21 protein-coding genes are annotated in these 25296 nt (G+C 64.7%); 4 read left to right on the top strand and 17 right to left on the bottom strand.

The window, feature by feature from the left end; translation table 11 throughout:
• Window positions 1–48: 48 nt before the first annotated feature.
• Window positions 49–1455, top strand: a complete 1407-nt coding sequence (locus Mschef_RS03150) for a hypothetical protein (protein WP_081126360.1) — start codon at window positions 49–51, stop codon at window positions 1453–1455.
• A 345-nt stretch (window positions 1456–1800) separates the two neighbouring features.
• Here the strand turns inward: Mschef_RS03150 and Mschef_RS03145 are convergent, their stop codons facing one another.
• Entirely contained in the window at window positions 1801–2124 is a 324-nt protein-coding gene (locus tag Mschef_RS03145) for a type II toxin-antitoxin system RelE/ParE family toxin (protein WP_081126359.1), read from the bottom strand.
• The gene (locus Mschef_RS03140) at window positions 2121–2399 is read right to left on the bottom strand and encodes a ribbon-helix-helix domain-containing protein (protein ID WP_081126358.1); all 279 of its coding nucleotides are present in this window, start codon (window positions 2397–2399) and stop codon (window positions 2121–2123) included. The genes Mschef_RS03145 and Mschef_RS03140 overlap by 4 nt, the downstream gene beginning before the upstream one ends.
• Window positions 2400–2736: 337 nt before the next feature.
• Here Mschef_RS03140 and Mschef_RS03135 point away from each other — a divergent pair, with 337 nt between their 5' ends.
• The 3 genes from Mschef_RS03135 to Mschef_RS03125 all read left to right on the top strand — a co-directional run bounded on the left by Mschef_RS03135 (window position 2737) and on the right by Mschef_RS03125 (window position 4169).
• On the top strand, window positions 2737–2958 hold the full coding sequence (locus Mschef_RS03135; protein WP_081126357.1) for an antitoxin MazE family protein: 222 nt from the start codon (window positions 2737–2739) through the stop codon (window positions 2956–2958).
• On the top strand, window positions 2955–3281 hold the full coding sequence (locus tag Mschef_RS03130) for a type II toxin-antitoxin system PemK/MazF family toxin (protein WP_176212393.1): 327 nt from the start codon (window positions 2955–2957) through the stop codon (window positions 3279–3281). Before Mschef_RS03135 ends, Mschef_RS03130 begins: the two co-directional genes overlap by 4 nt.
• 129 nt (window positions 3282–3410) lie before the next feature.
• A complete protein-coding gene (locus Mschef_RS03125) occupies window positions 3411–4169 on the top strand; it encodes a hypothetical protein (protein WP_136256385.1) in 759 nt (252 codons plus the stop codon).
• Between the two features lie 40 nt (window positions 4170–4209).
• Here Mschef_RS03125 and Mschef_RS03120 read toward each other — a convergent pair whose 3' ends face one another.
• The 15 genes from Mschef_RS03120 to Mschef_RS03050 all read right to left on the bottom strand — a co-directional run bounded on the left by Mschef_RS03120 (window position 4210) and on the right by Mschef_RS03050 (window position 25296).
• On the bottom strand, window positions 4210–4974 hold the full coding sequence (locus Mschef_RS03120) for an HNH endonuclease (protein ID WP_081126355.1): 765 nt from the start codon (window positions 4972–4974) through the stop codon (window positions 4210–4212).
• Window positions 4971–5669 (bottom strand): RNA ligase family protein, encoded by a 699-nt coding sequence (locus Mschef_RS03115; RefSeq protein ID WP_081126354.1) that lies wholly within the window; start codon window positions 5667–5669, stop codon window positions 4971–4973. Before Mschef_RS03115 ends, Mschef_RS03120 begins: the two co-directional genes overlap by 4 nt.
• Before the next feature lie 3 nt (window positions 5670–5672).
• Complete coding sequence (locus tag Mschef_RS03110; protein ID WP_081126353.1) at window positions 5673–6209, bottom strand: hypothetical protein; 537 nt, start codon at window positions 6207–6209, stop codon at window positions 5673–5675.
• Window positions 6209–7594, bottom strand: a complete 1386-nt coding sequence (locus tag Mschef_RS03105; protein WP_081126352.1) for a DUF3696 domain-containing protein — start codon at window positions 7592–7594, stop codon at window positions 6209–6211. The genes Mschef_RS03110 and Mschef_RS03105 overlap by 1 nt, the downstream gene beginning before the upstream one ends.
• A complete protein-coding gene (locus tag Mschef_RS03100) occupies window positions 7588–11577 on the bottom strand; it encodes an Eco57I restriction-modification methylase domain-containing protein (protein ID WP_081126351.1) in 3990 nt (1329 codons plus the stop codon). The genes Mschef_RS03105 and Mschef_RS03100 overlap by 7 nt, the downstream gene beginning before the upstream one ends.
• Before the next feature lie 58 nt (window positions 11578–11635).
• The gene (locus Mschef_RS03095) at window positions 11636–11860 is read right to left on the bottom strand and encodes a type II toxin-antitoxin system Phd/YefM family antitoxin (RefSeq protein ID WP_081126350.1); all 225 of its coding nucleotides are present in this window, start codon (window positions 11858–11860) and stop codon (window positions 11636–11638) included.
• A gap of 27 nt (window positions 11861–11887) precedes the next feature.
• Entirely contained in the window at window positions 11888–14665 is a 2778-nt protein-coding gene (locus Mschef_RS03090; protein WP_081126349.1) for a helicase-related protein, read from the bottom strand.
• Window positions 14662–19965 carry a DEAD/DEAH box helicase gene (locus Mschef_RS03085; protein WP_081126802.1) on the bottom strand — a complete coding sequence of 1768 codons (5304 nt, stop codon included), beginning with the start codon at window positions 19963–19965 and terminating at the stop codon, window positions 14662–14664. Before Mschef_RS03085 ends, Mschef_RS03090 begins: the two co-directional genes overlap by 4 nt.
• A gap of 158 nt (window positions 19966–20123) precedes the next feature.
• Window positions 20124–20435, bottom strand: coding sequence for a hypothetical protein (locus tag Mschef_RS03080; protein WP_081126348.1), 312 nt, complete (start codon window positions 20433–20435; stop codon window positions 20124–20126).
• Between the two features lie 102 nt (window positions 20436–20537).
• Window positions 20538–21077 (bottom strand): hypothetical protein, encoded by a 540-nt coding sequence (locus Mschef_RS03075; protein ID WP_081126347.1) that lies wholly within the window; start codon window positions 21075–21077, stop codon window positions 20538–20540.
• Window positions 21074–21733, bottom strand: coding sequence for a hypothetical protein (locus Mschef_RS03070; protein WP_081126346.1), 660 nt, complete (start codon window positions 21731–21733; stop codon window positions 21074–21076). The genes Mschef_RS03075 and Mschef_RS03070 overlap by 4 nt, the downstream gene beginning before the upstream one ends.
• A gap of 183 nt (window positions 21734–21916) precedes the next feature.
• Window positions 21917–22369, bottom strand: a complete 453-nt coding sequence (locus tag Mschef_RS03065; RefSeq protein WP_081126345.1) for a hypothetical protein — start codon at window positions 22367–22369, stop codon at window positions 21917–21919.
• Between the two features lie 182 nt (window positions 22370–22551).
• Window positions 22552–22980: a hypothetical protein gene (locus Mschef_RS03060; protein ID WP_081126344.1), complete on the bottom strand. Its 429-nt coding sequence runs from the start codon at window positions 22978–22980 to the stop codon at window positions 22552–22554.
• 82 nt (window positions 22981–23062) lie between these two features.
• Window positions 23063–23914 carry an HD domain-containing protein gene (locus tag Mschef_RS03055; RefSeq protein WP_081126343.1) on the bottom strand — a complete coding sequence of 284 codons (852 nt, stop codon included), beginning with the start codon at window positions 23912–23914 and terminating at the stop codon, window positions 23063–23065.
• Window positions 23915–24030: 116 nt separating this feature from the next.
• A complete protein-coding gene (locus tag Mschef_RS03050) occupies window positions 24031–25296 on the bottom strand; it encodes a site-specific integrase (protein WP_197686709.1) in 1266 nt (421 codons plus the stop codon).

Raw genomic sequence — 25296 nt, 5'->3', positions numbered from 1 at the left:
GGGCTCCGCCAAGCCCATCTTGATCCAGGTCTCTACAGCGAGCACGAGTTGGCCAAGGTGTATGAGGTGCTCCAACAGGATCGAGCCGATCTGCTGGCGCGTCCCGATGCAGCGCCCGATCTCATCCGCCTGGCCGAGCTGCGGATCGTGCAGTTCGTCGTGCTTGCCGCCAGCGGCATCCGGCCCCGCTCCGCACGTGGCCTGCTGTTGGCTGATCTGCATTTGTTTGGCGAGGCCGGCGATTGGGTGCACGTGCATCGCACCGGCGGCTACGGTGAAGCCAAGACCAGGACTTCGATTGGCTACGTGCCGCTCGAAGGATCGTTGTGGGTCCGTGTACGACCCTGGTTCTGCGAATGGCTCGAGACCGAGCGTAGCCGGGTTTCTGCCGATCAGACCCAACGGGTACCGTTGTTCGCCGTCGCCGCCGGCGCGCGGAAGCGCTTTGGTCGCACACTGCTCGAGCATCGCCAGGGCGAGCTGCTGCGCTGGGTCACCGGGAATGAAGACGCCCGTCTGTATTGGTTGCGCAAAACCCGGGTCACGGCGCGGCACCGTGCACTTGCTTTGACCGAGGGCGCGCGCGCCCGCGATATCCACCGCATCCTGTGCCTCTCAGGCCATGCCAGCATCGAGACGCCGATCAGCAGCTACATCGCTGACCCTGCCGTTCTCGTCGGTCACAGCGTGCTGCAGGGCCGCAACGCCGAACGGCAACAGATCCTGGCTGCATCAAACGTCGAAGGCGGCGCCATTGATGTGGCGTGGACGACCGCAGGCGGCGTGAAGAGCGGCCAACGCATCGCAATCACCCTGAACCGGCTCGCGCATGCGCCGCACGAGGTGCCTGCCGAGCAAATCACCGAGCCGCCGCCGCTGATCGCCAAAGGCGGATTGCTGCCAGCGGACCTGGATGCCTATGCGCGGCTGCGACGCCGGCTGCCCGCCGATGAGGCGCAGTTACAGGTCAATCTCTCGCCGTCCCAGAGCGAGGCTTTGGAGGCTGCCGCGCGCAAGTTGCTGGTCCTGCGAGGACAAGTTCCGTGGCCGGTTGACGGCTTTCAGAAGCCGCGTGCACGGCTCTTGCCACCGAGGCTGCTCGCCAGCGCAGCACCGTTCAAGTCGGCACTGGCGCGACGACCGGATGATGACCTGCTCGCGCTGTCGGAGCTCTGGGCACAAACCGGGCACGCCACGCTGACGGGTGCCGACCACGATGCGGTGTTCGTTCCGACTGGCGGGGATCTCGCACGTGTGCGCGCAAGTCTGCTGACGCTGGGCGTTCCTGCTGCTCTGATCTCCGAGGCAACCCATGCGCACGGAACCAGCCTCACTGTCCTGCGCCCACCCGATGAAGAGACCGTGCTCGAGCTGACCCATCAGGCAGCTCTGAGGTGGCTGCTGGCACTGGTCTGGCTATGGAGCGCCGTCACGTCGCCCGCAAACACGGAGTAGGCTGCCAGCGCACTTGCGCGCGCGCTCGCAATTCATCCATTCCGCGCCATTGCGCGCGATGATGGCTGCCCAATGTTCGACGCCACAACCGACCGAACTGATGCAAAAAACCAGGCAACTGGACTGTAAAACCAGCATCACTGGACACCAGCGCCAAGCAAACTGGACAGCAGCGCCAGACCGGCTGGACACCGACGCCAGCCTGGACGGCAACACCAAGTTGCACGCACTAACTATGGCGAGGTGAATTGCGGTGACTTCATGGCCTGACGGCAAGTGCTGCCGGAGTGGATCTTCGTCGCTTTCCATGCCCGTCGAGAACCACATCGGATCGCAACATGTCGGTCAGCGTTCACGGTCGCTTGGCAGGAGGGCGCTCTCGTAGTCCTGGCCACCGTAGAACACGCCGATGATCCAGACCTCCTCCTCGTCGACCACGAAAGCCACCTCAGCGCTGCCGCGGTAGGGCACCAGCCGTAGGCCCGGTCGGATGTCGTCGCGCCGCGCACCGCGCTGCGGAAACGTGGCCAGCGATTCGCAATAGCTGACCAAGGCGTCGACATAACGTTCTGCGACCATCGGATGGCCTGACGCGGCTGCGATGTAGCGCTCTATCGCGCGCAGCTGGTTGAGCGCCTCGGGGGTGAGGACTACTTGGTAGGCTTTCACCGCTTGCCAGTGGCTTTCCGGCGACCGGCCGCCAACTCTGCGCGCGCAGTTGCCAGAGGAATCCCCCGTGATGGATCGGCCTTGAGGGCATCGTAGGCGGGCGCCACCGTCTCGCGTAACCAAGCCTCCACCGCCCGATCACGCGCCATTAGAGATCGCAAACCGTCCCGAATGACCTCGCTTTCGGTGGCGTACTCACCGCCCGCAACCTTGGCGCGCACCACGTCGGCCATGTCATTGGGTAGCGTAATACTGAACTGCTGCGTGGAACGCATGCCTGGATCCTCGCTCACGAATATGGGATTCAATCCTACGCATCTTGCAGTTTGCCCGCAACGCAAGGCAAGCGGTGGCGCTGGTGTCCAGGCTAGCGTCGGTGTCCAGCCGGTCTGGCGCTTCCGTCCAAGCGGTTTGGTTTTTGGTGTCCAGTAGATTGGCGTTTTGCAGAACTGACGACGCACATCGACGGTGCCGGTTGATCAACATCGAACGCGCTGGAGTATTCATTTTCAACGCGTACCATCACGTCACGCAGGCCCGATTCGCATGAATCCCCACCCGGCACATTCGGGCGTGGTACGATTCGTTTCATGTAACAAAGCGAGAAATCTCATGTCGACACCCATCCGGGTCCGTGTCAGCAAGCATCGCGCCGCGCTGCGTGCGGCGGGACTTCGGCCTGTGCAGCTATGGGTTCCTGATACGCGTCAACCCGGCTTTGCCGAGGCCTGTCATCGGCAGTCGCTCAAGGTCAACCGTGCCGATGCGAAGGATCGTGCGCTCCAGGATTTCCTCGACGCAAGCGTCGAATCGATCGAGGGCTGGACCGCTTGATCCGAGGGACTCTCATCACCGTGGCGCTGCCTGGAGATCTAGGCAAGCCAAGGCCTGCGCTGATCATCCAGGCCGACCGCTTCGAACGTCTCGCCACCCTGACGGTACTCCCGATCACCAGCACGCTCGTCGATGCGCCGTTGCTACGCGTGACACTCGAACCATCCGACACGAACGGTCTGCGCAAGCGCTCGCAGGTCATGCTCGACAAGATCTCGACGATCCGGCGCGACAAGCTGGGGCCGAGGATCGGGGCCCTGAATCGTGACCAGTTGATCGAGATCGAGCGCCGCCTTGCGGTGTTTCTCGGTCTTGCGGATTGAATGTTCGCGCGAGTCACTTTCTGTGCGGGGCGAAATTGCCTCTGAGAGGCGTTTTTATCACCAAGGGGCGTCACCGAATGCCACAGAATAGGTATCGGCCAGATCGTGGTCGACAACCCAGTCATCAGCATGAAAACGTCGAAATTCAGCGAACCGTATTTTGCGATGGCGTTACTTGCCAACGAGAATCCACATGAGGACGAAGCGATTGAGATCTCCACTGCCGATTTGCGCAGAATGGTCCACGCCAAAGTTTTCCGGCCACTCATCAGGCATTTGCAGCGCCAATGTCAAATTGCGATCTATGTTGATCGCGGCATCCTTATCGTCGAGATCAAGGCGACGAAATCTGTTAAGCAAAACGGTACAGCCGAGTTGCTCGATGGCAACGCGGCGGCGTTTGACCTGATTTCTCAATTCTGCAGCATGCTCGAAAAATCCGCAGAGCGCATTCATGCGAATAGCATTTCTGAAAATCCGGTGCCGTTTGCGCAGCTCCTTGGAATAACTAAATTCGCATTGCGGATGCTTGACGCGCTTTCACGGGCGGCCAAGGATAGCGTTAATGTACTCTGCCATTGCCGCGAGATGACACGCTTGCCTGCACTGCCGCGCGAGTGTTTTACGGACATGCTGACTGCGCAAAATTCCGCGACTCGCGCAATTAATGCCCACATCTGCGGTGTGGTGCTCGTCTCACGGCCTGATAAGTTTGTCCTCGAACTCGAGGATGGAACCCGCGTGGTCCCGCCCATGCGCTTCCTACTTAAAAACGCGTTGATGACTTTCGAGGCGCCGATCCTTGTTGTTGGTCGAGCCAACTTGCATGACGACCGCTGGCACCTTGATGAAGATTGTCGCTTTCTCCAGCAAGCTGCGCTCGGATGAGGCTTGATCCATTGCTGCGCGCTCACGATTGACTGGTTGTTCAAGTCACCATACGCTCGCGATGGTAAGCCAGATAACGCGCATGTTCCACTGCCAGCCAGCGCAGGTACAGCGGCGTGCGCAGGCTCAAAGCGTCGCGCTGAGACGGCGAGATTGTGGGGCTGACCAGCAGTCGGCCCGTCACATCGAAACTGATGAGGAAGCGGTCGAACAGCGCGTCGAGGTTCGCCACCAGCAAAAATCCGTTGAACACATCCAAGCGCTCAGCGTCGCTGGCGCAGTCGGCCCAGGGCTTGGCGTGGCTGGCGCGCAGCACATCGGGCAGAGCGATGCCGGTGACGGCGCAGGCGCCGCCCCAGTAATCCAGCAGTGCATCGCGATAGGTCTGCTGACCCACGCGCTGGCGCACCAGGCGCTCGACTTCGGTACCGCGCGCCGCGGCGGGGAGCGCCGCCAGAGCAGCGTCCATGGCGGCCTCGTACGTGTGCAAGGCCTGATGGGGCAAGGCCAGCGCCAGCGCGGCGGCACGACGCAACAGCGCGGCCAAGGCGGCCTCGCCCTGTACGATGAAGCGGCCATCCGCCTGTCGCGCGGCGGGAAAGCTGCGCGCGAGTTCATCGGCAAAACCGGCGAGCGTGGCGAGGATGCGCAGGTGGTAAGTATCCCGCTCCAGCCGCACCTCCACCTGCGCGCGGTGCCGCGCCGAGGCCATGCGCACCGCATCGGCTGGCGCATCGCCCAGCACGTTCTCGAAGCCGTTGTCGTAGCCGGCCTTTTCGATCAGTGCGCGTTCGAGGGCATTCATGCCGAGATGGGTGCATCCGCTGCGACGCGATTCCACTGCACGGCGCGGTGCCGCCAGTGGTCTTCGATGGTCTGGGCGAACTGCGCGCGCACCAGCTTGGCGCGGACCTCGCACCAGTCGGCGGACTCGCTGCGGATCACCACGCCTTCCAGCGGCCCGTTGCGGTAGCGGCTGGGCGTGCCGTTCACCAGATGCTTGACTTGATCGAGCGTCGCGTGGCCACGCCACACCAGCGGCACGGTCACCAACCCCGCCTGCGCCGCCAGCACGTTGCGTCGCGCGCTGCTCCAGAACTTGCCCGCCGTGCGATCGTACACATCGAACAGCAAGAACCAGTCGGGCAAAGCGGCGTAATCCAGCGAATGCCGCGCGGCGCACCATTCGCCGAACAGGATCAGATCGGGCGTGAGCACGGCGCGCAGTCCCGCCTCGTGCTGCGCCAGCCACGCAGGCAGGCGCGCAAACTGGCCCATGTGCGGCGTGCTCAGGTATTGCCCGCGGTTCTGCGCGCGCAGGCTCCCATCGGGCGCCCGTGACAGGCCGAGGTTGGCGCCATCGAGTTTTTCTTCCACCACCACTTTGCCCGCCAGCAATGCGCGCGCCTCCTCCGGCGCCAGCACCTTGTCGTCGCGCGGGGCGCCCTCGCCCAGCCAGGCCAGGTGCGGGGTGTGGGGGAAGCGGAAGAAGGCGGTCATGGCTCAGGCAAGAGGCAAGTCGGGAACGGCATGCTTGGGAAATTTCTTGGTATAAAAGCGTCGCGCATCATCCGGGCAGACAAACTCCACTCTCACGCCCTTGGCCGCCAGCGCGGGCCACCAGTCCAGCCATTTGCAGTCAGCGGCTTGCCAGATCGGCGGCTTGTCAGTGTGGGCGTGCGCCACGGCAGCGAATTTTCGATCTGGCGCATCGAAGCGGGACTGCAACGTGGCATCCGGAAATTCAGCGAACTCGTTCGTCGCCGTCTCCGTGATCGCCACCTTGTGCACGCGCGACGCATTGGCTTGGTTTTGCAACAGCCACTTCAGGAATGCATCGCCCACGCCCTTGGGTTGGTTGGGGCTGGTCTTGTTCCGGTATTCGGACAAGATGCGGAAGCCGTCGTCGATCACGGTGACACCACTATGTTGCTGTGTCTGCAGACGTTCGATACAAGCTGCGCGGCACGCATCTGAAACATCCGCATGACTGCCGTTGGCAACCAGCAGTATGTTGGTATCGATCACGGCCATCGACATCACTTGCCTCCTTTGCCTGTTTGCGCACGATGTCGGATCGCGGCCAGAGTGCGTGCCGCAATGTCGCCCATCTCATCGCCGAAGAAGTTGTCCGGCCAATTGCTGATTTCTCCCGCAAGGTCGATTTGCAACGACTCCAGCCTGGCGCCGCCGTGCTGATGCTTGACGAAATACACGGCGATCTCATCGGGCCTGATGCCACCTTCGGCCACGCGCCGCTGCAACCGGGTAAGGAAGTGCTCGGAGTGTGTCTCGATGATTAGTTGTGTATCGCGCGGCTTGCCGCCCTCGTAAGACTGCACGGCGCTGATGAACGCATCGGCCAGGTTGGATTGCGCCATCGGGTGCAGATGGATTTCCGGCTGCTCCATCCAGATCGTCGAACCGGCAGGCGCATAGAACGCCTGCACCATGGCCGGCAAGACCTGCGAGAGGCCAAAGCCCACATCGGTGAGCTTGACCTCGGGCGCGTCGGCATGGGTCTTGATCAGCACCTCGTACTCCTTGCGGTCCTTGGCGACCGGTTTGACCTTGAACGAGTTGATCACGCCCAGATCAACCAGCCAGGCCGCGATGAAGGCATCGAAGCTCTGTTTGCGCTGTTTATAGGCGCGGTTGAGTTCACGCCGACTCTGGGCGGCCGCCAGCAACGCAGCGATGGCGTATTCGCCCTGCTGTCCCACATCGCGAGGCGTATCACCCGACCACTGGTACACGCGCTTGGGCGGGCTGCGCAGCGGGCCGAGATAAAACACGCCATCCAGTACGCGCTCGGTCTCCAGCGCGAACTCGGCGAGGAAGTCTGCATTCTGGTAACGCGACAAAGTTCGATCAGCGAAACGGTAGAACTTTTCCGGTGGCTCGGCTGGCCATTTGCGACCCTGTGCATGGACCAATCGCAGCGGCTTGCTGTCCAGCGTTCCACCGGATGCATTGCGCCCATGCGTCACTTGCAGCACAGGTCCTGTACTCGTTGCCAGCGTGTAACTGATCTCGGCCGTCTGCGGCTGGCCGGCCTTGTCGGCCGTCAGTTTTGCCGTCAAAGCCAAGGTGTCGCCCACATACTTGGCGCGACTCAAAGTGTCGGAAACTGTCATCGCACTCGGCAGTTTCCAGCCCAGGCTGAACTCCAGCGCACGCGCGGTATCGTGGGTATACAGGCAGTCGGCAAACGTGCCAAGGTCGATCAAGGCATTCTCGTCACCGAGGTGCAAGGCGCGCTTGCGGTCGGCCATTTGCACGGTTTGCTTGAGTGCCAGCAGCAGGTGACCAAGACTGGATTTGCCCGAGCTGTTGGTGCCGAAAATCACCGTCAGTGGCGCCAAGCGCATGGTGCCGGAGTCTTGCCAGGCTTTGAAATTCTGGACACGCAGTGACGTCAACATGATGCGGCTTCTCCTTCTTGGTGCATGGCATCCCACGCCGCCAGTACCAGGCGTTGGGTGCGATATTCGCCGAAGTCGCGTTCTTCGTTTTTCTCGAGCACGCGGAAGGTTTCGCTGGGGTAGTCCGCGCCCAGCACATCGCTGGGGTCGAGGATGTAGCGCAGCTCGTCGCGGGTGAGGCCGTAGAGGTGGGCATAGTACGCATCGAGTTCGGCGCGCAGCAGCGCGCGGCGGTCGGGGTCGAAGGCGTAGGGCGGGCCGTCGTAGCCGAGGTCGTGCGCCCAGGCGTTCAGGTCGTGGGCGGTGTAGGTGAGTTCCAGCACGCGCGGGACGATGAAGGCGTGGTCGGCTTCGGTGTATCGGTCGGACGAGAGGATGGGGAATTGCTCGACGATGAAGAAATTCAGATTGGTCCCGCCAATCTTTTGTCTTGCGGCGTAATCCAGGGTCATGGATGCCATGTTTGCGAGCAAAACTGCTGCGTGACTGGCGGGAATTTCGCCGTCTATGAGCAAGAGGGGGGCACTGTTGCCTACCGCGACGAAGGGAATGATGCTTGAGATAAAAGACCGTTCATTGGTTGCATTGGTTATTCCCCTCATTGCCATCAACCACCCCCGCGTCCAGCCTTTGTCTTGCAGACGCTGCTCCACCTCGGCGGCTTCCACCCAGTAGCGCGGGGTGACGGTGAAATCGGGGTCGCGGTGTTCGGCCAACGTCACGTCGCGGCTGTTGCCGTCGGGGTTATAGGTGGCCCAGCGGTGGTCGAACTGGTGGATGAGCTTGGCTTCGTACAACGGCAGGCGGCCGGCGCCGGGGGCGTCGGCGAACAGGTGGCTGTCGTTGGACATGTCCAGCATGCGCATGAAGGAAATGCCCCAGGGGTTGCCGTCGGGGCGCCGCTCGTCGATGAGCACCGGCGCGGCGCGGTAGAGTTTTTTGGTGAGTTCGGCATCGCGCGCGCTGCGGAATACCGGGCAGGTCAGGGTGTTGGGGTTGAGCAGGCGGAATTCGTCGGGGGTGAGGGCAAAGCGGCGACGCGGGTCGGCCAATTGCTGGAGTTGCCTTGCGAAAAAAATAAACTCCGGTTGCTTCGAATGTCCCAAGGTCAAAAGGCAAAATTTGAATGCGTGATGAACTGCCTGGAAAATAAATTCCTCGTTTTCAAACGAATAGAGACTTGCCAACTGCTCTGATTGAACGATGTGGGAAAAAAATGTCTTTGTGCTGTCGTCGGTGACGATCCCGGTGGGCACAATGAAACCGGCGCGGCCCAGCGGCGCCATTAACTGCACGAAGGTTTCGGCAAAGAGGGCGTAGGTGTTCACATCGCCCACGCCGGTGAGCGGGTAGCGGCCACCGTCCTCGCCCTTGACATGGGCGAACAGGCTCACGGCCTCGGCCGTGCGGCGGGCGGTGATGAATTCAGCGTACACGCGTTGCTCGGCGGCGCATTCCTGCTCGGGGTGTTCCAGTTCGGGGAACAGATGCCGCGCCAGCATGCCCTCGGCTAGCCAGCCGATACGCTGGCTGCGTTCGGCCTTGTTTTTGGCCTCGGCCACGTCGCGGTGGCGGGTGGCGAAGAATTCTTCTTCCTGCAGCTTGATGCGTTCCCACGGCGGGTTGCCCAGCACGCAGTCGAAGCCGCCCGCCGCGGCCACCTGCGGAAACGCCAGCGGCCAGTGCAGCACGCGCGCCTCGGCGCAGGCGTGCTGCGTGGCGCCGCGCTGCGCCACGTGGGCGACATCCGCTGCGTCTGTGAACAGTTCCAGATACAGGGTCTGGCTGGTGGGCACGCTGGCCGCGCTGGCCGGTGTCTTGGGCAGCAGGAAGGCGCCGATCAGCAGATCGGCCGCGTGGGCGAGACGGCTGTCGTGGGCCTGCTGCAAAACCTCACGCCAGGCGATTTCCTTGGCGGCGATTTCGGCAGGGGTGTCTTGCGGCAGGGCTTCGAGTCGGCGCAGGCCATCGAGTCCGTCCACGTGGTGGAAGTCGAACGGCACCTGCCCGCGCTGCAGGTCGCGCTCGAGTTGTTTCAGCCCGTGGGCGTTGGCCTGCGCCAGCACTTTGCACGCGGCTTTGTCGTCGCCGGAAAGCGGCTTGAACGCGTCTTTGGGAATGCCGTGTTCGAGTGCCTTGAGGTCGGTGAGGCCGAGCAGCGCATCGCCCATTTGCAGGTGGTGATCGAGAAAGCTCAGGGGCCGGCCTTCTTCAAAGCCTTCCAGCCACAGCGCGGTGCGCGCCAGTTCGATGGCCATGGGGTTGCGGTCGACCCCGAAGATGCAGCGGGCGATGACGTCGCGCAGGGCGTGGCGGTAGTGCTGCGGCTGCACGGCGCCATCGGCGGCGCGCAGTTGGGCGAGTTGTTCGGCCAGGCGGCGCGCGGCGGCGAGCAGAAAGTGGCCGCTGCCGCAGGCAGGGTCGATGACGCGAATCGCCAGCAGGGCTTCGACCGGGTTGGCGGGCTGGGCGGCGAGGCGCTGGGCGATGACGGGGTCGAGGGCGGAACGGATGAGTTCCTGCACCAGCGCGTCGGGGGTGTAGTAGCTGCCGCTGAGTTTGCGCGCGTTGCCGGCGGTGCTGCCTTCGCTGTCGCCCATGCCGATGAAGCCGAAGCGGCGCGCGGGCAGGTCGATGTCGGGCACCAGTTCGAGCAGGCTCTCGTACACGCTGCCCAGTTCTTCCGGCCCCATGTTGCGGTAGTCCACCGGGGCCAGGCTGCCGCTGTGCCTGGACCAGCGCAGGTGTTGCAGCGCGGCCATGAGGTGGGCGTTGTCGAGGCTGGAGGCGTCGAGGTCGGGGCATTGCGCGGGGGTGAACAGGCCGCCCAGCGCCGGCAGGGCCAGGCGCGGCTCGCCTTCGGCCAGCGCGTTGAACACGATGCGCAGCGCCTGCCAGTGGTCGTCGAAGCGGTTGCGCGCACGGCGCTTGAGGCAATGATCGCGCAGGCGCGCCAGGGCATAACCCTCGGCGTAGGCGGTGCGGGCCTGCGGGCTGGCGTCGCCGGGGTGCAGCACGCCGCGCTCTTCGACGTTGAACAGGAAGATCAGCCGGTAGATCAGGCGCAGCAGTTGTTGGAAATAGGCGTCCTTGCCAAGGGCGCCGCTGTGCAATGCGCCGCGCAGCGCGTCGTTGGCGGGATGCTGGATGAAGCCTTCGCCGAAGCTCAGCAGGGCTTGGGTGACGCCGTCGCGCAGACCCTCGCGCACGCGGGTGCCTTGCTCCTGCCCGGCCTCGCGCCAGCGCTCCCAGATGCAAGTGCCCGCACCTGCCGCTGCATCCGCATCCCCTGCCACGCTGCCAGCGGATGAAGCACGTTGCGGGGCGCGGCTGGCGTGCAGCAGGCGCCACACCGAGCCGAATTCGGCGTAGCGGGCGTTGCCCAGCAAGTCTTGCAGGTCGATGTCGAGATAGCCGGGACGGGTGAGCGTGCTGGAGACGCGCAACAGGCGCAGTTGGCGGCCGTTGCTGACCAGCGCCCAGGGGTGATCGGGGCTGGCATTGCAAAACTCCTGCGCAAGCTGGAAGGCGGTTTTTTTGCGCGCGCCACCGCCGCTGATGACAAAACGTGCGTCGGCCTCGTCCAGCCCGATGGTGTGCGGTGCAACGACGACGGGCACGGCGCCGGCTTGCAAGGCGATGGGGTAGTGGTGATCGCCGATGGCGATGCCGTCGATCGACGCGATGTCGGTGTAACCGAAGGCATCGCGCAGCAGTTCGCGCACGTAGCTTTGGGTGAGTGCCGCGGCCTCGACATCACGGCGCTCGCACTGGCTGGCGAAATGCTTCCACTGCGCGCAGGCGATCTGAAAGGCGCGGCTGATGTCGTCCTTGAGCTTGAGGCCCTTGGGGGTGCGGTAGTCGGCTTCGGACTGAAAGTCCGCGGCACCAAGCGCGGCTTTTTCCAACAGGTCGGGCAGGAACAGCGCGCCTTCCAGACGCAGGGTGTCAAGGGCCAGGTGCTGGCGCGGGCGGTGTTTCACGGCGACACCACGTGGATGCGGCGCTTGGCGATAGCCGATGCGTCGAAATCAGCGCGCATCAGTTGCCGCGCGCCTCGAGGATGAGCCGGCTGATGGCCTTGCCGCCAAGGGTCAGCGGCCGCGCCGGGCGCTGTTTCCACGAGGGCGTTCGCGGCGGGATGGGCTGGATTTCGGCGATGGGCTTGCCATTGCGCAGCACGCGCACGGTCTGCCCGGCCTCGACCCGCGCGAAACAGGTTGCGAAGTCTTTGCCGATCAGTTTGCTGAGTTCGATTGCTTGCATGACGGGACTCCTTCCGGGTTTTGTCCATCACAACGCATCCGGCAGCAGCACGTAGATGCCCATCACGTCCACCGGCAGGCAGGGGCTGACACTGTATTGGCCGACATCGCGCGCGGCTTCGCGCACACGCTCGTGGTCGGCCAGCAGCACGGCGGCGCGCTCACGTGCCAAGTCTTCGAGCTGCTGCGGGTGGGCGCGCAGAAAATCCAGCGCAGTGGCGATTTCGCGTTGCACGGCAGCGGGCGCCAGATTGCCGCTGGGAGTGCATTCGAGCAGCGCGCTGGCGGCATCGCCGCGCAGCCATTGCGGGTTGCTGCGACCTTTGACGGCGAGGGTGACGGTTTCTTCGGCCATCACTTGGAACGGTTCACGGCGGCGCACATAGCTGAGCTGATGGCGCAGGCGCAGCAGGTAGAGCGTGGTGACGACATCCACCGCGTCGGTGAGGGTGGCTGCGCAGCGCGCGGCAAGCCCGCTATCCCCTTGCAGGCTGGTTTCCAGCAGGTGCTCGGCCAGGGTAGTGACCAGCGGGTGACTGCGGTGCAGTTCGGTGAAATCGAGGTTCAGTGTTTTGCTGATGCCCTCGTCGGCCAGACGCAGGCGCAGCGCTTCGGGCAGGTGCTGCGGCAGCAGACGAAACTGGCCGTTGCGCGCGGTCTCCAACGGCGCGCCGAGGCGCGCGCAGGCGCTGAGCACGAAGCGCTGCACGTCGTCCTGGGTGCCCAGCGCCTGCTGCTGCTTGTGCCACTCGGGCAGCACTTCGTCGGGGCGGATACGGCGCTGTGCGAACACGGTGCGGTTGGCCTTGGCTTTGTCCAGCGCGTCGCGCCACTGCGCCTGCAGCGGGGCGAGGATGGCCTCGGCATCACCGAAGTCGAAACCCAGTTGCGGCGAGCGCGCCTCGCTGCGCTTCATCAGCGCGGCCTTGACCAGCGCCTGGTTGATGCGCGCTTCGTCCTCGGGCATGGGCACCAGCACGCCGAGTTCCTTCTCGATGGCCTCGCCCTTGCGCAGGATGACGTTGAGCACGAAGCCATCGACCGGGTTGTCCTGCCCGTACAGCATGGTGCAGCGCACTTCGGGCGCCTGCTGGCCAAAGCGGTCGACGCGGCCTTCGCGCTGCTCGTGGCGAGTTGGATTCCAGGCCAGATCGTAGTGCACGACGGCGGTGAACAGGTGTTGCAGGTTGATGCCCTCGGACAGGCAGTCGGTGGCGACGAGGATGCGCGGCTCGGCTTCGGTCAGCGCCTCGACCCGCTCGCGACGTTCCTCGGGCGCGTATTCGCCGGTGACGGCCTCGATGGTGACCTTGGGGAAAGCCAACCGGAGGTGTTCGGCCACATAGTGCGCGGTGGCGATGTAGCGGCAGAACACCACGGGGGCAAAGCCGTCCTGCAGCAGCGCACGCAGGTGGACGATGAGCGCCGCCAGCTTGGGGTCGCCTGCTTGCCCGCTGAGCCGCCGCGCCTCGGCAATGAGGCTGCCCAAGCGCTCGGCATCCTGCAGTTGCGCGGGCGGTTCGAGATCGCTGCCGCTGAGGTCGTCGGCGTGGCCGTCGTACAGACGCTCGTCGCTGAGCAGGTCGTCGCCGGCCATCGTGCCGTCGAGGCGCGTCGTCAGCGCCTTCACCGCCGCGGCGGGCGATGAGGCCACGCAGCGCAGCAGCGCCAGCGTGGCGTACCAGATCAGCCGCGCGCCGCCGGTGTCGGCTTGCGCATGGGATTCGGCCAGCTCGCGGCAGTAGCCCTGCACGGCGTCAAAAAACAACCCCCAGTCGCCGCTGAGCGGATAGGTGATCTCGGTTTTCATGCGCCGTGGAAAGCCGCGGCCATCGCCGGTGTCCGCCTGCCATTCGACGATGTCCTTGCGCCGACGCTGGACAAAGTGGCGGGCCAGCTCCAGGCGCAGCGGGTCGCTGGCCGAGGTGCGGCCTTGAAGATCGGCGAAACGCGCATCGAGCAGCGACAGCAGATTGTAGAAGGCAGCCTCATCACCCGAGTGCGGCGTGGCGGTGAGCAAAATCAGGTGGCGGTTGGCGTCGGCGGACAGCCGCTGCAGCAACTCGAAGCGCAACTGCCTGCCCTGCCCGCCGGTCGCGCAGGTGTGGGCTTCGTCGACGATGACGCATTCGGGCGCAATGGCGAGAAAGTGCGCGCGGTGGCGCTCGCTCTTGATGTAGTCGAGGCTGACTACGGCGACCGGGTAGTGATCGAACAGGCCCATGCCATGCGGCAGGTCGCGTTCGATGCGCGCAGCCGAAGCGGCGGTGAGCGCTACGGCCTGCAGGTTGAAGCGGCTTTCCAGTTCGTCCTGCCATTGCTCGACCAGGTGCGGCGGGCACAGCACGGCGAGGCGTTGGATCTCACCGCGATCGAGCAACTCGCGCGCGATCAACCCGGCTTCGATGGTCTTGCCCACGCCCACGTCATCGGCAATCAGCAGGCGCACGGTGGACAGGCGCAGGGCCATGAGCAGCGGCACGAGCTGGTAGGCGCGCGGTTCCACGGCGATGTTGCCGAAGGCGCGAAACGGCCCGCCGCCGGCGCGCAGTTTCAGGCGCAGCGCGTCGCGCAGCAGCAAGGCGGCCGCATGGTTGCCGGCCTGTTCGGGTTCTGGCCATGGGAAGGTGGCGGGCGCAATGGCCTGCAACTCCAGCGCGGGGATCAGGGCGATGCTGTCATCGTCGGCGCCGCCCAGCGGACGCAGGCGCAGCCAGTCTCGGCGCGAGTCACTCTGCACCACCCATTCGCGGCCGCGCGCGCGCACCAGGGCGCCCGGCAGGAAGTCGTGCTCGAGCGCGGTCATGTGCGGGCCAGATCAGGTGATGGCATGGCGGGCGTGCCGAACACATCAGCATGCGTGGCGAACTGGGTCGCCCATTGCGCTGGATCGGAGCAATCGAGCACGCGCCAGCCCTTGTCGGTGAGCCGAGTGATCCGCTCGGACGCGAGCGAGTGGACGAACACCAGGACACGCGCCGCCTGATATCGCCCCGCCGCGGTGACGGCACCTTGATCGACCGGCACGCGTGTGGCGTCGGGCTGGCGCAAACCGGCGACGTTCAGCGCGAGCAGCCATTGCGCGATCAGGTCTTGCGCATCGCTTGTAGCGCGTTCTGACACCGACGTGGGTTCGGTGGCAAGCGGCTGCACCTGCGCATTGGCCAGCGCCACCAGCAGATCGATGGCGTCGGCATTGTGACGGTCGATGTGTTCGTGGTCGGGCTGGTTGAAGTACGACAGCAGGCATTGGTAGCAACCGGCTTCGCAGGCGCGCTGGCCGTTGGCATCGAGCTGTTCCTGCAGCGCGTCGGCTTGCCAGATGTCGACGGGTTTTTGGTAATGCATGAGCTGCAGTGCCTGGCTTGCCACCTGCGCCAAGCTGGCCGGGTCGCTGGCCAGGCGTGTGAGCACGCCGGCGCCGCCTTCGGCGGCTTCGTAGAACATCAGCGCGCGACGCTCGTCGCCGGTAGGCAGCGGTTCGGCCACCAGCTCGGATTCCTCGATCTGGAAGGTCATCTCGATGCCGCGCTTGAGCGCAGCCTGCAAGGTGGCCATGGCCTCGATGGGCAACTCGCGCAGCGGGGCCAGGATCAGCAGGTTCCGATGGTCCTCGACAAAGGGCACGATGCGCTGATTGGGCACCTTGTCGAGCAGCGCCTCGTCGTTGTCGTTGCTCTCGCTGGCGCTGGGGTCGTCCTGCTTGCTCCAGGCGCCGGTGATGGGGTTGATGTAAAAGCCGAGCTGCGCCTTGTCCTTGCGCCGGCGCCAGCCACGGTTGATGCGCCAAAGCTGCGCGGCGGGCGCGTAGGTGAGTTCGGCCAATACGTCCTCAGCGTGCGAGACGCGCGCCTTGCGCTGCTGGATGACGCCATCCGGCCCAGGCAGGAAGCGGTAGGTGGTCTGCAGCTCGAAGCCCTGCCGCTGGCGGTCTTCGTCGTTGACCGAGATGCGCTCGACAGGAATGGTCTCGACGGTTTCGATTCGGTATAAATCGCGCACCCAGTCGTGCTCGGTAAGCAGGGCATCGCAATTGTCGCAGCGCTCGGCCAGCGGTTCGCTTGCACCCGGTTCGCCCAGATGACCGTAGCCGCATTGGCCGCACACCCGCGAGGCGATGGTGGCAAGCGTGCTGTTGCCGGAGATGTGATCGGCCGAGCCGACGTTGAGCTTGGCGCGCACGACGCGGTACATGCGGCCCTGGTGGTAGATGAGGCTGCGCGGGCCAAATTCGGACAGCGCAAGAAAGCGCGGGCGGCTGACCATGCTGCCTTCGTCGTCCTTGCCATGACCTGTGCCGCCGCGCGCCGGAATCCACGCCATCAACGGCAGCCGTGGAAAGTTGTAGCCCGGCAGGAAACCCTGGCTGGCCAGATAGCGGTAGCTGTAGAAGTCGGCGTTCTGCGTGTTGCCGGTCTTGAGCAGCACAGCGTATTGACGTGCCGCATCGCCATAGCGCCGCTGCGCATTCTGGCGCTCGCGGTTCGAGGCGGTGTGGCTTTTCACGAGCTGATCGGCCATGGCCATCTGCGTGCGGGTGGCGTCGAACAGCACGCGCCAGCGCTCCAGCGCCTGCGAAAAGGCTTGCGGCGCCTGCCCGATCACGCGGCGCACGTAGTCGGGCGAAAACCAGTCGCTGCCGTCCAGATCGGACTGCAGTTGATGGATCACGCGGGCCGCGCTGGCCTGCGCGCGCGCTTGCGCGGCAGGGTCGTTGAAGCCGACTTGATAATCGGCCTTGAGTGGTTTGCCTGGCTGATCGAGATCGAGCAGTTCGGCAATGCTCGATGGCAGATCGATCTGCGCACTGGCCAGCCAGACGGCGTGCAAGTGGCTTTCCACCAGATCACGGTTGGCCAGATCGAGCGTGGGTGGCTTGACCACGCCATGCACCATCTGCGCGGCATGGTGGAAAAACCACTGGTCGTGCGGACTTTGCGCCGCACAGTAGGTGATGACCAGCGCCTGCTGGCCCGAGCGCCCGGCACGGCCACTGCGTTGGGCGTAGTTGGCCGGTGTCGGCGGCACGTTGCGCAGGTAGACGGTATTGAGCGCGGAAATATCCACGCCCAGCTCCATGGTCGGCGAGCAGAACATCACCGGCAGCCGTTCCAGCGGCGCGTCGTGCGCCGGGTTGCTGGCCCAGTCGCTGCGATCCTTTTCGGTATAACGGAAACGCTGTTCCAGCAGTTGTCGACGGTCGGCATCGACCTGTGCGGTGTGCTCCTGCGCCTCGAAATCGAATAACGGGTGGCTGGGCGCGCGCAGCAGGTCGGCGACGTTGAGATAGAGCTGGCGGAAGAAGGCGTTGGATTTGCTGTCTGCGGCCTGGGGCGCAGCGGCGGTCAGGTGCCAGTCGAGTGTCGTCGCGTTGAGGCGCCAGCCGATGACTTGGGTGTCGAGGTCGTGCTTTTGCACGTAGCCATAGTCGCTGGCGGCAGCCAGAGCAGCCTCGATCAGCTCGACCCAGTGCGCTGATTTCCAATGTGCAATCTCAGCGGCCAAGGCGCTGCCTTTCCAGAACGCCGCCGCCTTGACCTGACGCAGCAGGCGCGAACGCGGACCGCCGGTGATCAGATCATTGCGCGGCTTGCCCTTGTATTCGGGACGCTTGCCGGTGATCAGATACTTGGCCGTTTCCAATTGCTCATCGGTTGCGAACGCCCAGCGCTCGTTGAGATAGGTGTAGGCGCTCGTACGAATCTTGTCCTGTTCGACGGGATCGAGGTAACGGCTTTCCAGGCACAGACCGCCACGCATGCCATCGAACACGATCTGGCACAGCTGCGCCCGGTCCTGTGCGTTGAGCCTGGCGAGCGCGACATGCTTGGCAAACGTGGCATCCGTGGCACAAAACGCATCGAGCTCGCGGTAGCGGATGGCCAGCAGCCCGAGCTGGTCGAGGTTGGGATTGTTGAAGCGCCAGCCCCGGCGCAGATCGCGCAGCAGCCGATAGCCGATGATGAAGCGCAGCGTGCGCTGCGCCTCCTGCCGCGCCAGACCCATGAGCTTGGGATTGCGCAGGTATTCGGCCAGGGTGGCGGCATCGTTCGCATCCAGGCGCAGCGCCTTGAACACGGCATCGGCGAGCTGCGCTTCGTCGAGCAGGCCGCCGCTGTTTTGCATGGCGCCCAATAGCCCGGACCGCAGGGTCAGCAGAAAAATGAAATCATTGAAATGCCCGGCTTGCAGCGCGGCATCCTGGCGGTTGTCAGTGAAACCCAGCAGCTTGCGCGGGTCGGGCTGGCCGGGCGCCGGCATGGGCTCGCCAAACAGTTGGCGCAGCGCGCTGAGGGTCAGCATGGTGGTGGCCGACGAACGGCCTTCACCGGAGAGGCTCGCGAGGCGGTTGATGTCCTTGCCATGGGCTTCGTGCTCTTGGCCGCAATTCAGGCAAAAGCGGAACTTGCCGGGAATGAACCAGTACGCCTGGCCGCGACCGGCATGGCCCTGGGCATCGACGGCCACTTCAAAGGGCACGGCCTTCTTGTAGTTCGGCTTGACCCTGGGTTCGTTGCGGGTCACATCGAGCCAGGCTTCGGGCAGGTCTTCCAGCGCGCCCCGGTATTGCTGGCCCTCGCGCCGCGGGCAAAGGAAGCCGTAGCGGTCGTCTTCATCGTCGGCGGTGATGTCGTCAATCTCGCGCGGCGAATACAGGTCTCCTGCCCCGCCGCTGCTGTGCCACACCGGGTGGTATTCCTGCCCGCAATCGCGGCAGAAATGCGTGGCGTAGAGCTGCACCGCTTCGGCCTGTCGTCCAGGTGCAAAGCGTTGTACGTCCTGGGTGATATTGCGTACGCCGGGAGCCTCCAGCGTGGCCATGACCTTGCCGGGGCCGCTGATGAACTGGTGCAGCTTGAATGCGAACGGTGCACGGCCTTGCGGTGTCTTGACCGCATGCGCGGCGAGCAGGAACCGCTGCAGGGCGCTGCGTGCTGCATCTGGCGTGCAGCCGGCGTCAACTGCCAGACGTTCGCTGGCGTCCTTCAAGGTCATGGGCTGGGCGCGGCGCGGCGGCGCGTTGTCGTGCAGCGCGATACCCAGATTCAGCTCGACCCATACTGCAATCGGATCGCTGCGAAAGGCAGCGAAGTCGTCCCATTCAAATGATTCGCGCTGAATTGCTGCGCTCAGGTGAGGCCGGATCGCGGCCAGATCGAGTGCCGGATCGGTGACTCGCTCCAGAGTTTCACCGATCACATCCTGCGCGGTGATGGTGGCGCCGAACAAGCGGCTGGCCACATCCGCGACAGCCTGGTTGCTGTCGCCACGATGCTCGGCACTGGACATGGTGGCCGAGGTGCCGATGCACACGAGGGATTCGGCGTGCAGGCGTTCGCGCAGGCGCCGCACCAGCAGCGCCACATCGGCGCCTTGCCGGCCGCGATAGGTGTGCAGCTCGTCGAGCACCAGGAATTCGAGCCCCTCGCAGTGTTCGAGCACCCGGCGATCGGTGTCCTCGAATCGGGTGAGGATCAACTCCAGCATCATGAAGTTGGTCAGCAGGATGTCGGGCGGATTGACGGCGATGGCGTCACGCTCGGGCTGCTTCTCCTGTCCGGTGTAACGCGCCACGCTGAAGGGCGCCGCCCCGGCTGCGAAGCCGTGCAGAAACTTGTCCAGCTCCTCCAACTGGCTGTTGGCCAGCGCGTTCATCGGGTAAATGACGATGGCTCGGGTGCGGGGGGATGGATCGACATCCTTGGCACGCAAGATGCGATCGATGATCGGCAGGAAAAAGGCCAGCGACTTGCCCGACCCCGTGCCTGTGGTTACGACGAAGCTCTGACCTTTCTGTCCCTTGGCCAGTGCCTGCAACTGATGGGTGTAGAGCTGCAGTGGCGCGGGATGTCCTTCGGTCTTGCCGACCTGGAAGATCTCCGCGCACAGCGGATGCAGCACGCCGTCGCGGGCCAGTTGCTGCACCGTGCCCTGTTGCTGGTAGTTGGGGTTGATCTGGATCAGCGGCTCGGGCCAGTAGCGGCCATCGGCGTAATCCCGCTCGACCTCGTGCCGGATGTCGTCCGCGCCGATACGCACGAAACTGCGCGAGAAGGTGCTGTATTCGTCGATCAGTTTGTCGCGGAAGGAAAAGACGTTATCCAAAGACTTCATCCTCCATGCGGCCAAAGTGATAGCGACTGCGGATAGATACTAAGGCCTGCGTGCTAATGCGGACAGAACAAAACACGGTACGCTCCGCCGCCGCAAGCCGCCGCTCGAGGGCATTCATCGGTTCTTCCACGCCGGCATGCACCCGCTTGTCATGACTCATGCGCGAGACGAATGCGTTGCGCCTCGGACACCAGGCGGAACAGCGCGCCATTGCCTTCGAAGCTCCACGGACGACCCGCCTCGACGATCGCGAGATCGGATTCTTCGCTGCGCAACAAGAGGCGGTCGGCAACTCGACCCGAGGACTCTCGATAGATCAGCGCCAGTGCATCGGACCCATGCCATTGCACGCTGACCACGCTGCCGCTGGCATCGGGCAGGATGCCGCGCACCGGGCTGCCCGCGGTAAGCTGCTCCAGACGTGTGGCGGTGCTGCTTGGCTCGACGTTCGCCTCATCCATGTCTGCAAACACTCCCCTTGCGATGCGGATGACCATGGTATGCCTGCCTGTGTGTCCGCTCTAGCAGCACAGTTCGGGTGCGCCCGGTCGAGACTGCGTTGATCACCGCCGGTGCAGCCCCGGTGTCGCCACACCGAGATCCGCCGGCGGCCCGAGGATCTGGCCTTCGGACAGCTTGATCCCTTGATTGAGCCGCTCGGGATCGCCGCGGTAGGGAAGCCCGGTCCACACCTTCGGAATGACCGTGATGTAATCCCTCTCCAAGTACTTCTCGATGGGTGCACGCGCGCGCTTGGGTGGCTTGTTCCTGGCCGGCAAGATGTCTTGCAGTCTCCGCGCCAGCGCCAGCATCAGCGTGCCGATCCCGGCGAGCAGCAGACCGCTGGCCGAAATCAGCACCCAGCCGATCGCCAGCAGGATGCTGTTCGCGATGACCCAGGCGAGTCCTTTGGCAAAGTCCGCCAGCAGATCCAGCCGCCAGATTCCCTCGCTGAGGCGGCAGACGATCTGCACGCCCAGCTCGGACAGCCCGGCCAGCACCAGCAGACTGAGCAGGCCCAGGCCCATCCGCGGCAGCAGAGTGCCCGGATCGAGCGGGTTGTCCGCGGGCTCGGAACGAACCTGTTGGAGTGTCGGTGTCATGGCATACCCTCCTTTGGTGTAGCCGATGGATCTTCAGACCACCCAGCCGGGCGCCTCGGCGCTTCGATTCCGCATGCGCCGAGGATGTTCCTGATTTCAGCAACGTCATTCCGAAGCGCGGCGTCGATCAAATCAGTTTCCCGCACGTGAACGCTCGGCTCGCTTTCGATCAGGTTCGCCATGGCGATCATGCGCCGCATTCGATGCTCCCGCCGTTGGATGACTGCGATCGGATAGAGCCCTTTGGCAGTGACGCCCGTGGGAAGCTCCAAGTAGGCGACCGTTTGCTCGGGCGTGATCGACAGCATCGACTCCGCCTCGACATACGCCTCGATGAGCGAATAGAGCAATGCATGCACCACGGGATCCTGTGGCACCGATTCAACCGAACCCGGGGCATAGCTACCAGTGCGCGCCATCGGCATCGGATGCTGGGCAATCTCCTGACTGAGCGCCTCCAGCTCTGCCTCGATGGCTGCGACATCGCCCATATCGGGGCCAAATCGCGGCGGCCACGTCAGTCGGATCTGGCGCTCCTGAACGATCTGACCGTGGCAGATCGCTCGCAGGAGGCAGCAGCTGGATTCACGATCATGCTCAGGGAGAAAGACCTCGAACAAGACATCTCCCTCACGACATTCTGCCCACTTGATCATCGGGTCACTCCGGTGTGATTGACAGGGGGGGGTTGGTATCGAGGTGTCCATGGCGCGGCCTCGGGTCGCGACGCCGTCGCTAGGGCGTGATCGCGCATTGACGTGCCCACCACGTGTTGACGGCTCATCAGGTCGATCACCCCATCGTTCGTCAGGGGTGTGCTCAGACAGAGATTGCGTTGATCACTGTTTGTGCAGCCCCCGTGACGGCTGCCTGAGATCGAGTGGCGGGCCGAAGATGGAGCCCATGGATACCTTGATCCCTTGCACGAATCGCGCTGGATCGCCCTGGATGGGAAGTCCGGTCCAGACCCGCGGCGTGCGGGTCATGTACGCCTTTCTTCGATAGGTTGGTGTGCGCCGTTGCGCTGACTTCCCTGCCGGCAAGAGAGTGCGCAGCCTCCGCGCCAGCGCCAGCATCAGTGTGCCGATCCCGGCGAGCAGCAGACCGCTGGCCGAGATCAGCACCCAGCCGATCGCCAGCAGGATGCTGTTCGCGATGACCCAGGCGAGTCCTTTGGCAAAGTCCGCCAGCAGATCCAGCCGCCAGATTCCCTCGCTGAGGCGGCAGACGATCTGCACGCCCAGCTCGGACAGCCCGGCCAGCACCAGCAGGCTGAGCAGACCCAGGCCCATCCGCGGCAGCAGAGTGCCCGGATCGAGCGGGTTGTCCGCAGGCTCGGAACGAACCTGTTGGGGTGTCGGTGTCATCGTGCGATCTCCCATAGCGTTGCGGTTGGCTCTTCAGGTCGTCCGGCCGGGCCAACGATCCGTTGCGCACTGCGCGATCAGTGCATCGATTCGTTGTCGTCCGAGGATCAAGACAGGGGCCAGAAGAATTCGCCCAGCCAATAGGCCCACCAGCAGACGAGAGTCCCCGCCAGCAGTACGAGCGGGGTCAGGAAAAACCCGCATCCCGCCAAGGTGAGCAGATACAGGCCGTAGCTACCCTGGAAACCCTCACCCGCCGGCACGCCCCAGATACCGAAGATCATGCGTGCGACGCCCCAGGCCAGCCCGGTGGTTACGAGGATGTAGGCCAGGATCAGCGCAAAGCCGAACAGAATGCGCGCCCAGGTGCGCCGGTCCATGAGACCGTAGGGCCCGAAGTCCAACACGTCGCACTGCGCGGCGGCCTCATCTGCAGCCGCACCGACCGCGTTCTGCGCATCCTCCGCCGCAAGCTCCCGCTCGACGGGATGCATCAGTTCGTCCGCTCCGGGCTTCCGCTCAGTGTCCTTGCTCATGGCAACCTCCGCTGTGGCAATGATGGGGGGGGTGTATTGCAAAACGACGCCGTCGCACAGGCTGCGACGGCGCCGGGGTCGTTCAGTCTTGCGGGGCACCGGCGCTGGCCGCGCTCTTGTTGTCCGCCCAGCGCAGCAGATCGCTGAGCCGGCGCAGCGGCAGCGGGCTCTCGGCGAAGTACGTCCGATTCGTCAGCAACACGTGCAGCCCATCGGCCAGCAGCGGGGACTCCTGACGCATCGCCAGCAGGGCCGGCCACAGCAACTCGACGCCGAGCAGCTCGTGCCCGATCCGGCGGCAATGCTCGGTGCGGCCACCCTGGGCGTCGTAGGCCGCCGTCTTGCCGACCTCGTGCAGCAGCGCGGCCGTGAGGGCCAGGTCGCGTGCCGCGGGCTCGACGCCTTGATCGGCCAGTGCCTGTTTGCGCAGCGTGCGCTGCACGATCTCCATCACATGCAGGCTGTGCTCGATCAGTCCGCCCGGATAGGCGTGGTGCGCACCGGCCGGCGCGGTCCAGTAGCGATAGAAGATCACTGGGACCTTGAATACCGTACGGATGAAATCCTGCAGCGCCGGGGTGTCCATGGCATCGACAGTGCCGCGCAGCTGCTCGATGGCCAGCGGGATGCAGCAGAACGCACCGGGCACCTGCGCCAGCGGATCGAAATCGGCCGTGCGCCGGGCCTCGACCAGGTGCATCACACCCTGTGCCGTGCGCAGCAGCTCGACCTCGGCGAAGTCGATCGTGGTGGCATGGTCACGCGGCCCCTCGGCCCAGCACTCGACCGGGGTGATGCCGCCAGCGTTGATCAGCGAGACGCCGCTCGGCAACGCCGGGTGCGCGCGGCCCCAGGCGAGAATGCCCTCGCTGCTGTAGACATCCGGGAGCGATTCACTGCGCAACAGGGGATTGGTCAGGGTCGTCGTATTCATGGCAAAACTCCTTGTGGTGGGTTGTTGCGTACGCGCCCGTGCATGGGCTCACTCGGGGGAACTTCGGGAGACTTCGGGGAACTTCGGTGGACTGCCGGTGGCGGCCGGCCAGTGGGTTAGCTGGGTGGCGTCATGACGTCCTCCTTGACAGGGATCACGGACAACGGCCGCTGCTCCAACAACCCGGCCAGGGCGAGGCCATCGCGCCGGGTCAGGTTGGGCACGAAGCGGCTGTAGACCTTGAACAGCATCTCGGTGTTGGCGTGACCCAGCACGCGGGCGATCCACTCCGGGTTCTCGCCGGCGGCCAGCATCAGGGTCGCGGCGGTATGCCGGGTCTGGTACGGGCGGCGCGGTTTCAGGCTGAGGTAGCGCAGCAGCGGCAGCCAGATGCGGTTGTTGAAGTTGTGGCCATCGATCGGTCCGCCCTCGCGCGTGGCGAACACCCAGGACACGTCCGGCCGACGCTGCTGGAACTGCGCTTCCAGCGCCTGACGCACCATCGGCAGCATGGGCACATCGCGCACCGAGCCGAGCGTCTTGCCGCCGGGCGTGGCCTCGCCATCGACCAGGGTCTGGCGCACCAGGATCTGGCTGCGCGTGAAGTCGATGTGCTCCCACATCAGGGCGTTGATCTCGCCCGTGCGCAGGCCGGTGAAGAAGCGCACCGTCAGGTAATGCCGGTAATCCGGTCGCACCATGGCCAGGATGCGCTGCACCTCCTCCAGGGTGAAGGGCTGCACCTCGCTGCGCGGCAGCTTCAGGGGCTTGATGCCGCGGAACGCGGGCACCAGGCCGAAGCGATCGGCGGCCTCGTTGAGGATCTGTCGCAGCACGCCGAGGATCTTGTTGATGCGCGCCGGCCCAAGGGTGCCTTGCTTGCCGGGGCGCTGCGCCAGCTTGGCGCGCAGGGCCAATACCTCGGCCTTGCCGATCCGGGCCAGCGGCTGCGTGCCGAAGCGTGGCAACAGATCCCGGTCCAACACCGCGCGGACGTTCTCGCGGTAGCGACCTCGCCACTGCGGCGTCATCTCCGCGTACCAGGTTTCGGCAAAGGTGGCGAAGACAGGCGCCGCGGCGAGAGCGGTGGCATTGCTGCTCGTCATGGTCGCCGGCATCGGCACGCCCGGCGGTGTGCCAAGGGCGCCGTGGATGGCCGGGGGCAAGCCCGGCGCCGCCATGAGTGCGGCACGCGGACTGTCCGGGAAAAATGCCGAATACACGAAGCTGCCCTCGCTGATCGCGCGCTCGATGCGCTTGAGCAGGCCTTGCAGCAGCCGGCGATTGGCCGGCGTGTCGGCAAAGTCCGTCTGCTCTCGGCACCGCTGACCGCGATAGCGGAAATCGACGAACAACTTCCCGGACTCGATGCGGGTACGCAC

Origin of the sequence: Metallibacterium scheffleri, from assembly GCF_002077135.1 — a bacterium.
Lineage (GTDB): Bacteria > Pseudomonadota > Gammaproteobacteria > Xanthomonadales > Rhodanobacteraceae > Metallibacterium > Metallibacterium scheffleri.
The sequence above is the reverse complement of the archived record's forward strand: the minus strand, read 5'-3'. Positions and strand labels throughout refer to the sequence as shown.

Bases quoted from the DNA above. Each gene is read 5' to 3' on its own strand.
- Mschef_RS03075 (WP_081126347.1), bottom strand. From the start codon at position 21,077: ATGACACCGACACTCCAACAGGTTCGTTCCGAGCCCGCGGACAACCCG.
- Mschef_RS03095 (WP_081126350.1), bottom strand. From the start codon at position 11,860: ATGCAAGCAATCGAACTCAGCAAACTGATCGGCAAAGACTTCGCAACC.
- Mschef_RS03115 (WP_081126354.1), bottom strand. From the start codon at position 5,669: ATGACCGCCTTCTTCCGCTTCCCCCACACCCCGCACCTGGCCTGGCTG.
- Mschef_RS03055 (WP_081126343.1), bottom strand. From the start codon at position 23,914: ATGAATACGACGACCCTGACCAATCCCCTGTTGCGCAGTGAATCGCTC.
- Mschef_RS03060 (WP_081126344.1), bottom strand. From the start codon at position 22,980: ATGAGCAAGGACACTGAGCGGAAGCCCGGAGCGGACGAACTGATGCAT.
- Mschef_RS03125 (WP_136256385.1), top strand. From the start codon at position 3,411: ATGAAAACGTCGAAATTCAGCGAACCGTATTTTGCGATGGCGTTACTT.
- Mschef_RS03105 (WP_081126352.1), bottom strand. From the start codon at position 7,594: ATGTTGACGTCACTGCGTGTCCAGAATTTCAAAGCCTGGCAAGACTCC.
- Mschef_RS03110 (WP_081126353.1), bottom strand. From the start codon at position 6,209: ATGTCGATGGCCGTGATCGATACCAACATACTGCTGGTTGCCAACGGC.
- Mschef_RS03140 (WP_081126358.1), bottom strand. From the start codon at position 2,399: ATGCGTTCCACGCAGCAGTTCAGTATTACGCTACCCAATGACATGGCC.
- Mschef_RS03090 (WP_081126349.1), bottom strand. From the start codon at position 14,665: ATGACCGCGCTCGAGCACGACTTCCTGCCGGGCGCCCTGGTGCGCGCG.
- Mschef_RS03135 (WP_081126357.1), top strand. From the start codon at position 2,737: ATGTCGACACCCATCCGGGTCCGTGTCAGCAAGCATCGCGCCGCGCTG.
- Mschef_RS03065 (WP_081126345.1), bottom strand. From the start codon at position 22,369: ATGGGCCTGGGTCTGCTCAGCCTGCTGGTGCTGGCCGGGCTGTCCGAG.
- Mschef_RS03080 (WP_081126348.1), bottom strand. From the start codon at position 20,435: ATGGATGAGGCGAACGTCGAGCCAAGCAGCACCGCCACACGTCTGGAG.
- Mschef_RS03070 (WP_081126346.1), bottom strand. From the start codon at position 21,733: ATGATCAAGTGGGCAGAATGTCGTGAGGGAGATGTCTTGTTCGAGGTC.
- Mschef_RS03120 (WP_081126355.1), bottom strand. From the start codon at position 4,974: ATGAATGCCCTCGAACGCGCACTGATCGAAAAGGCCGGCTACGACAAC.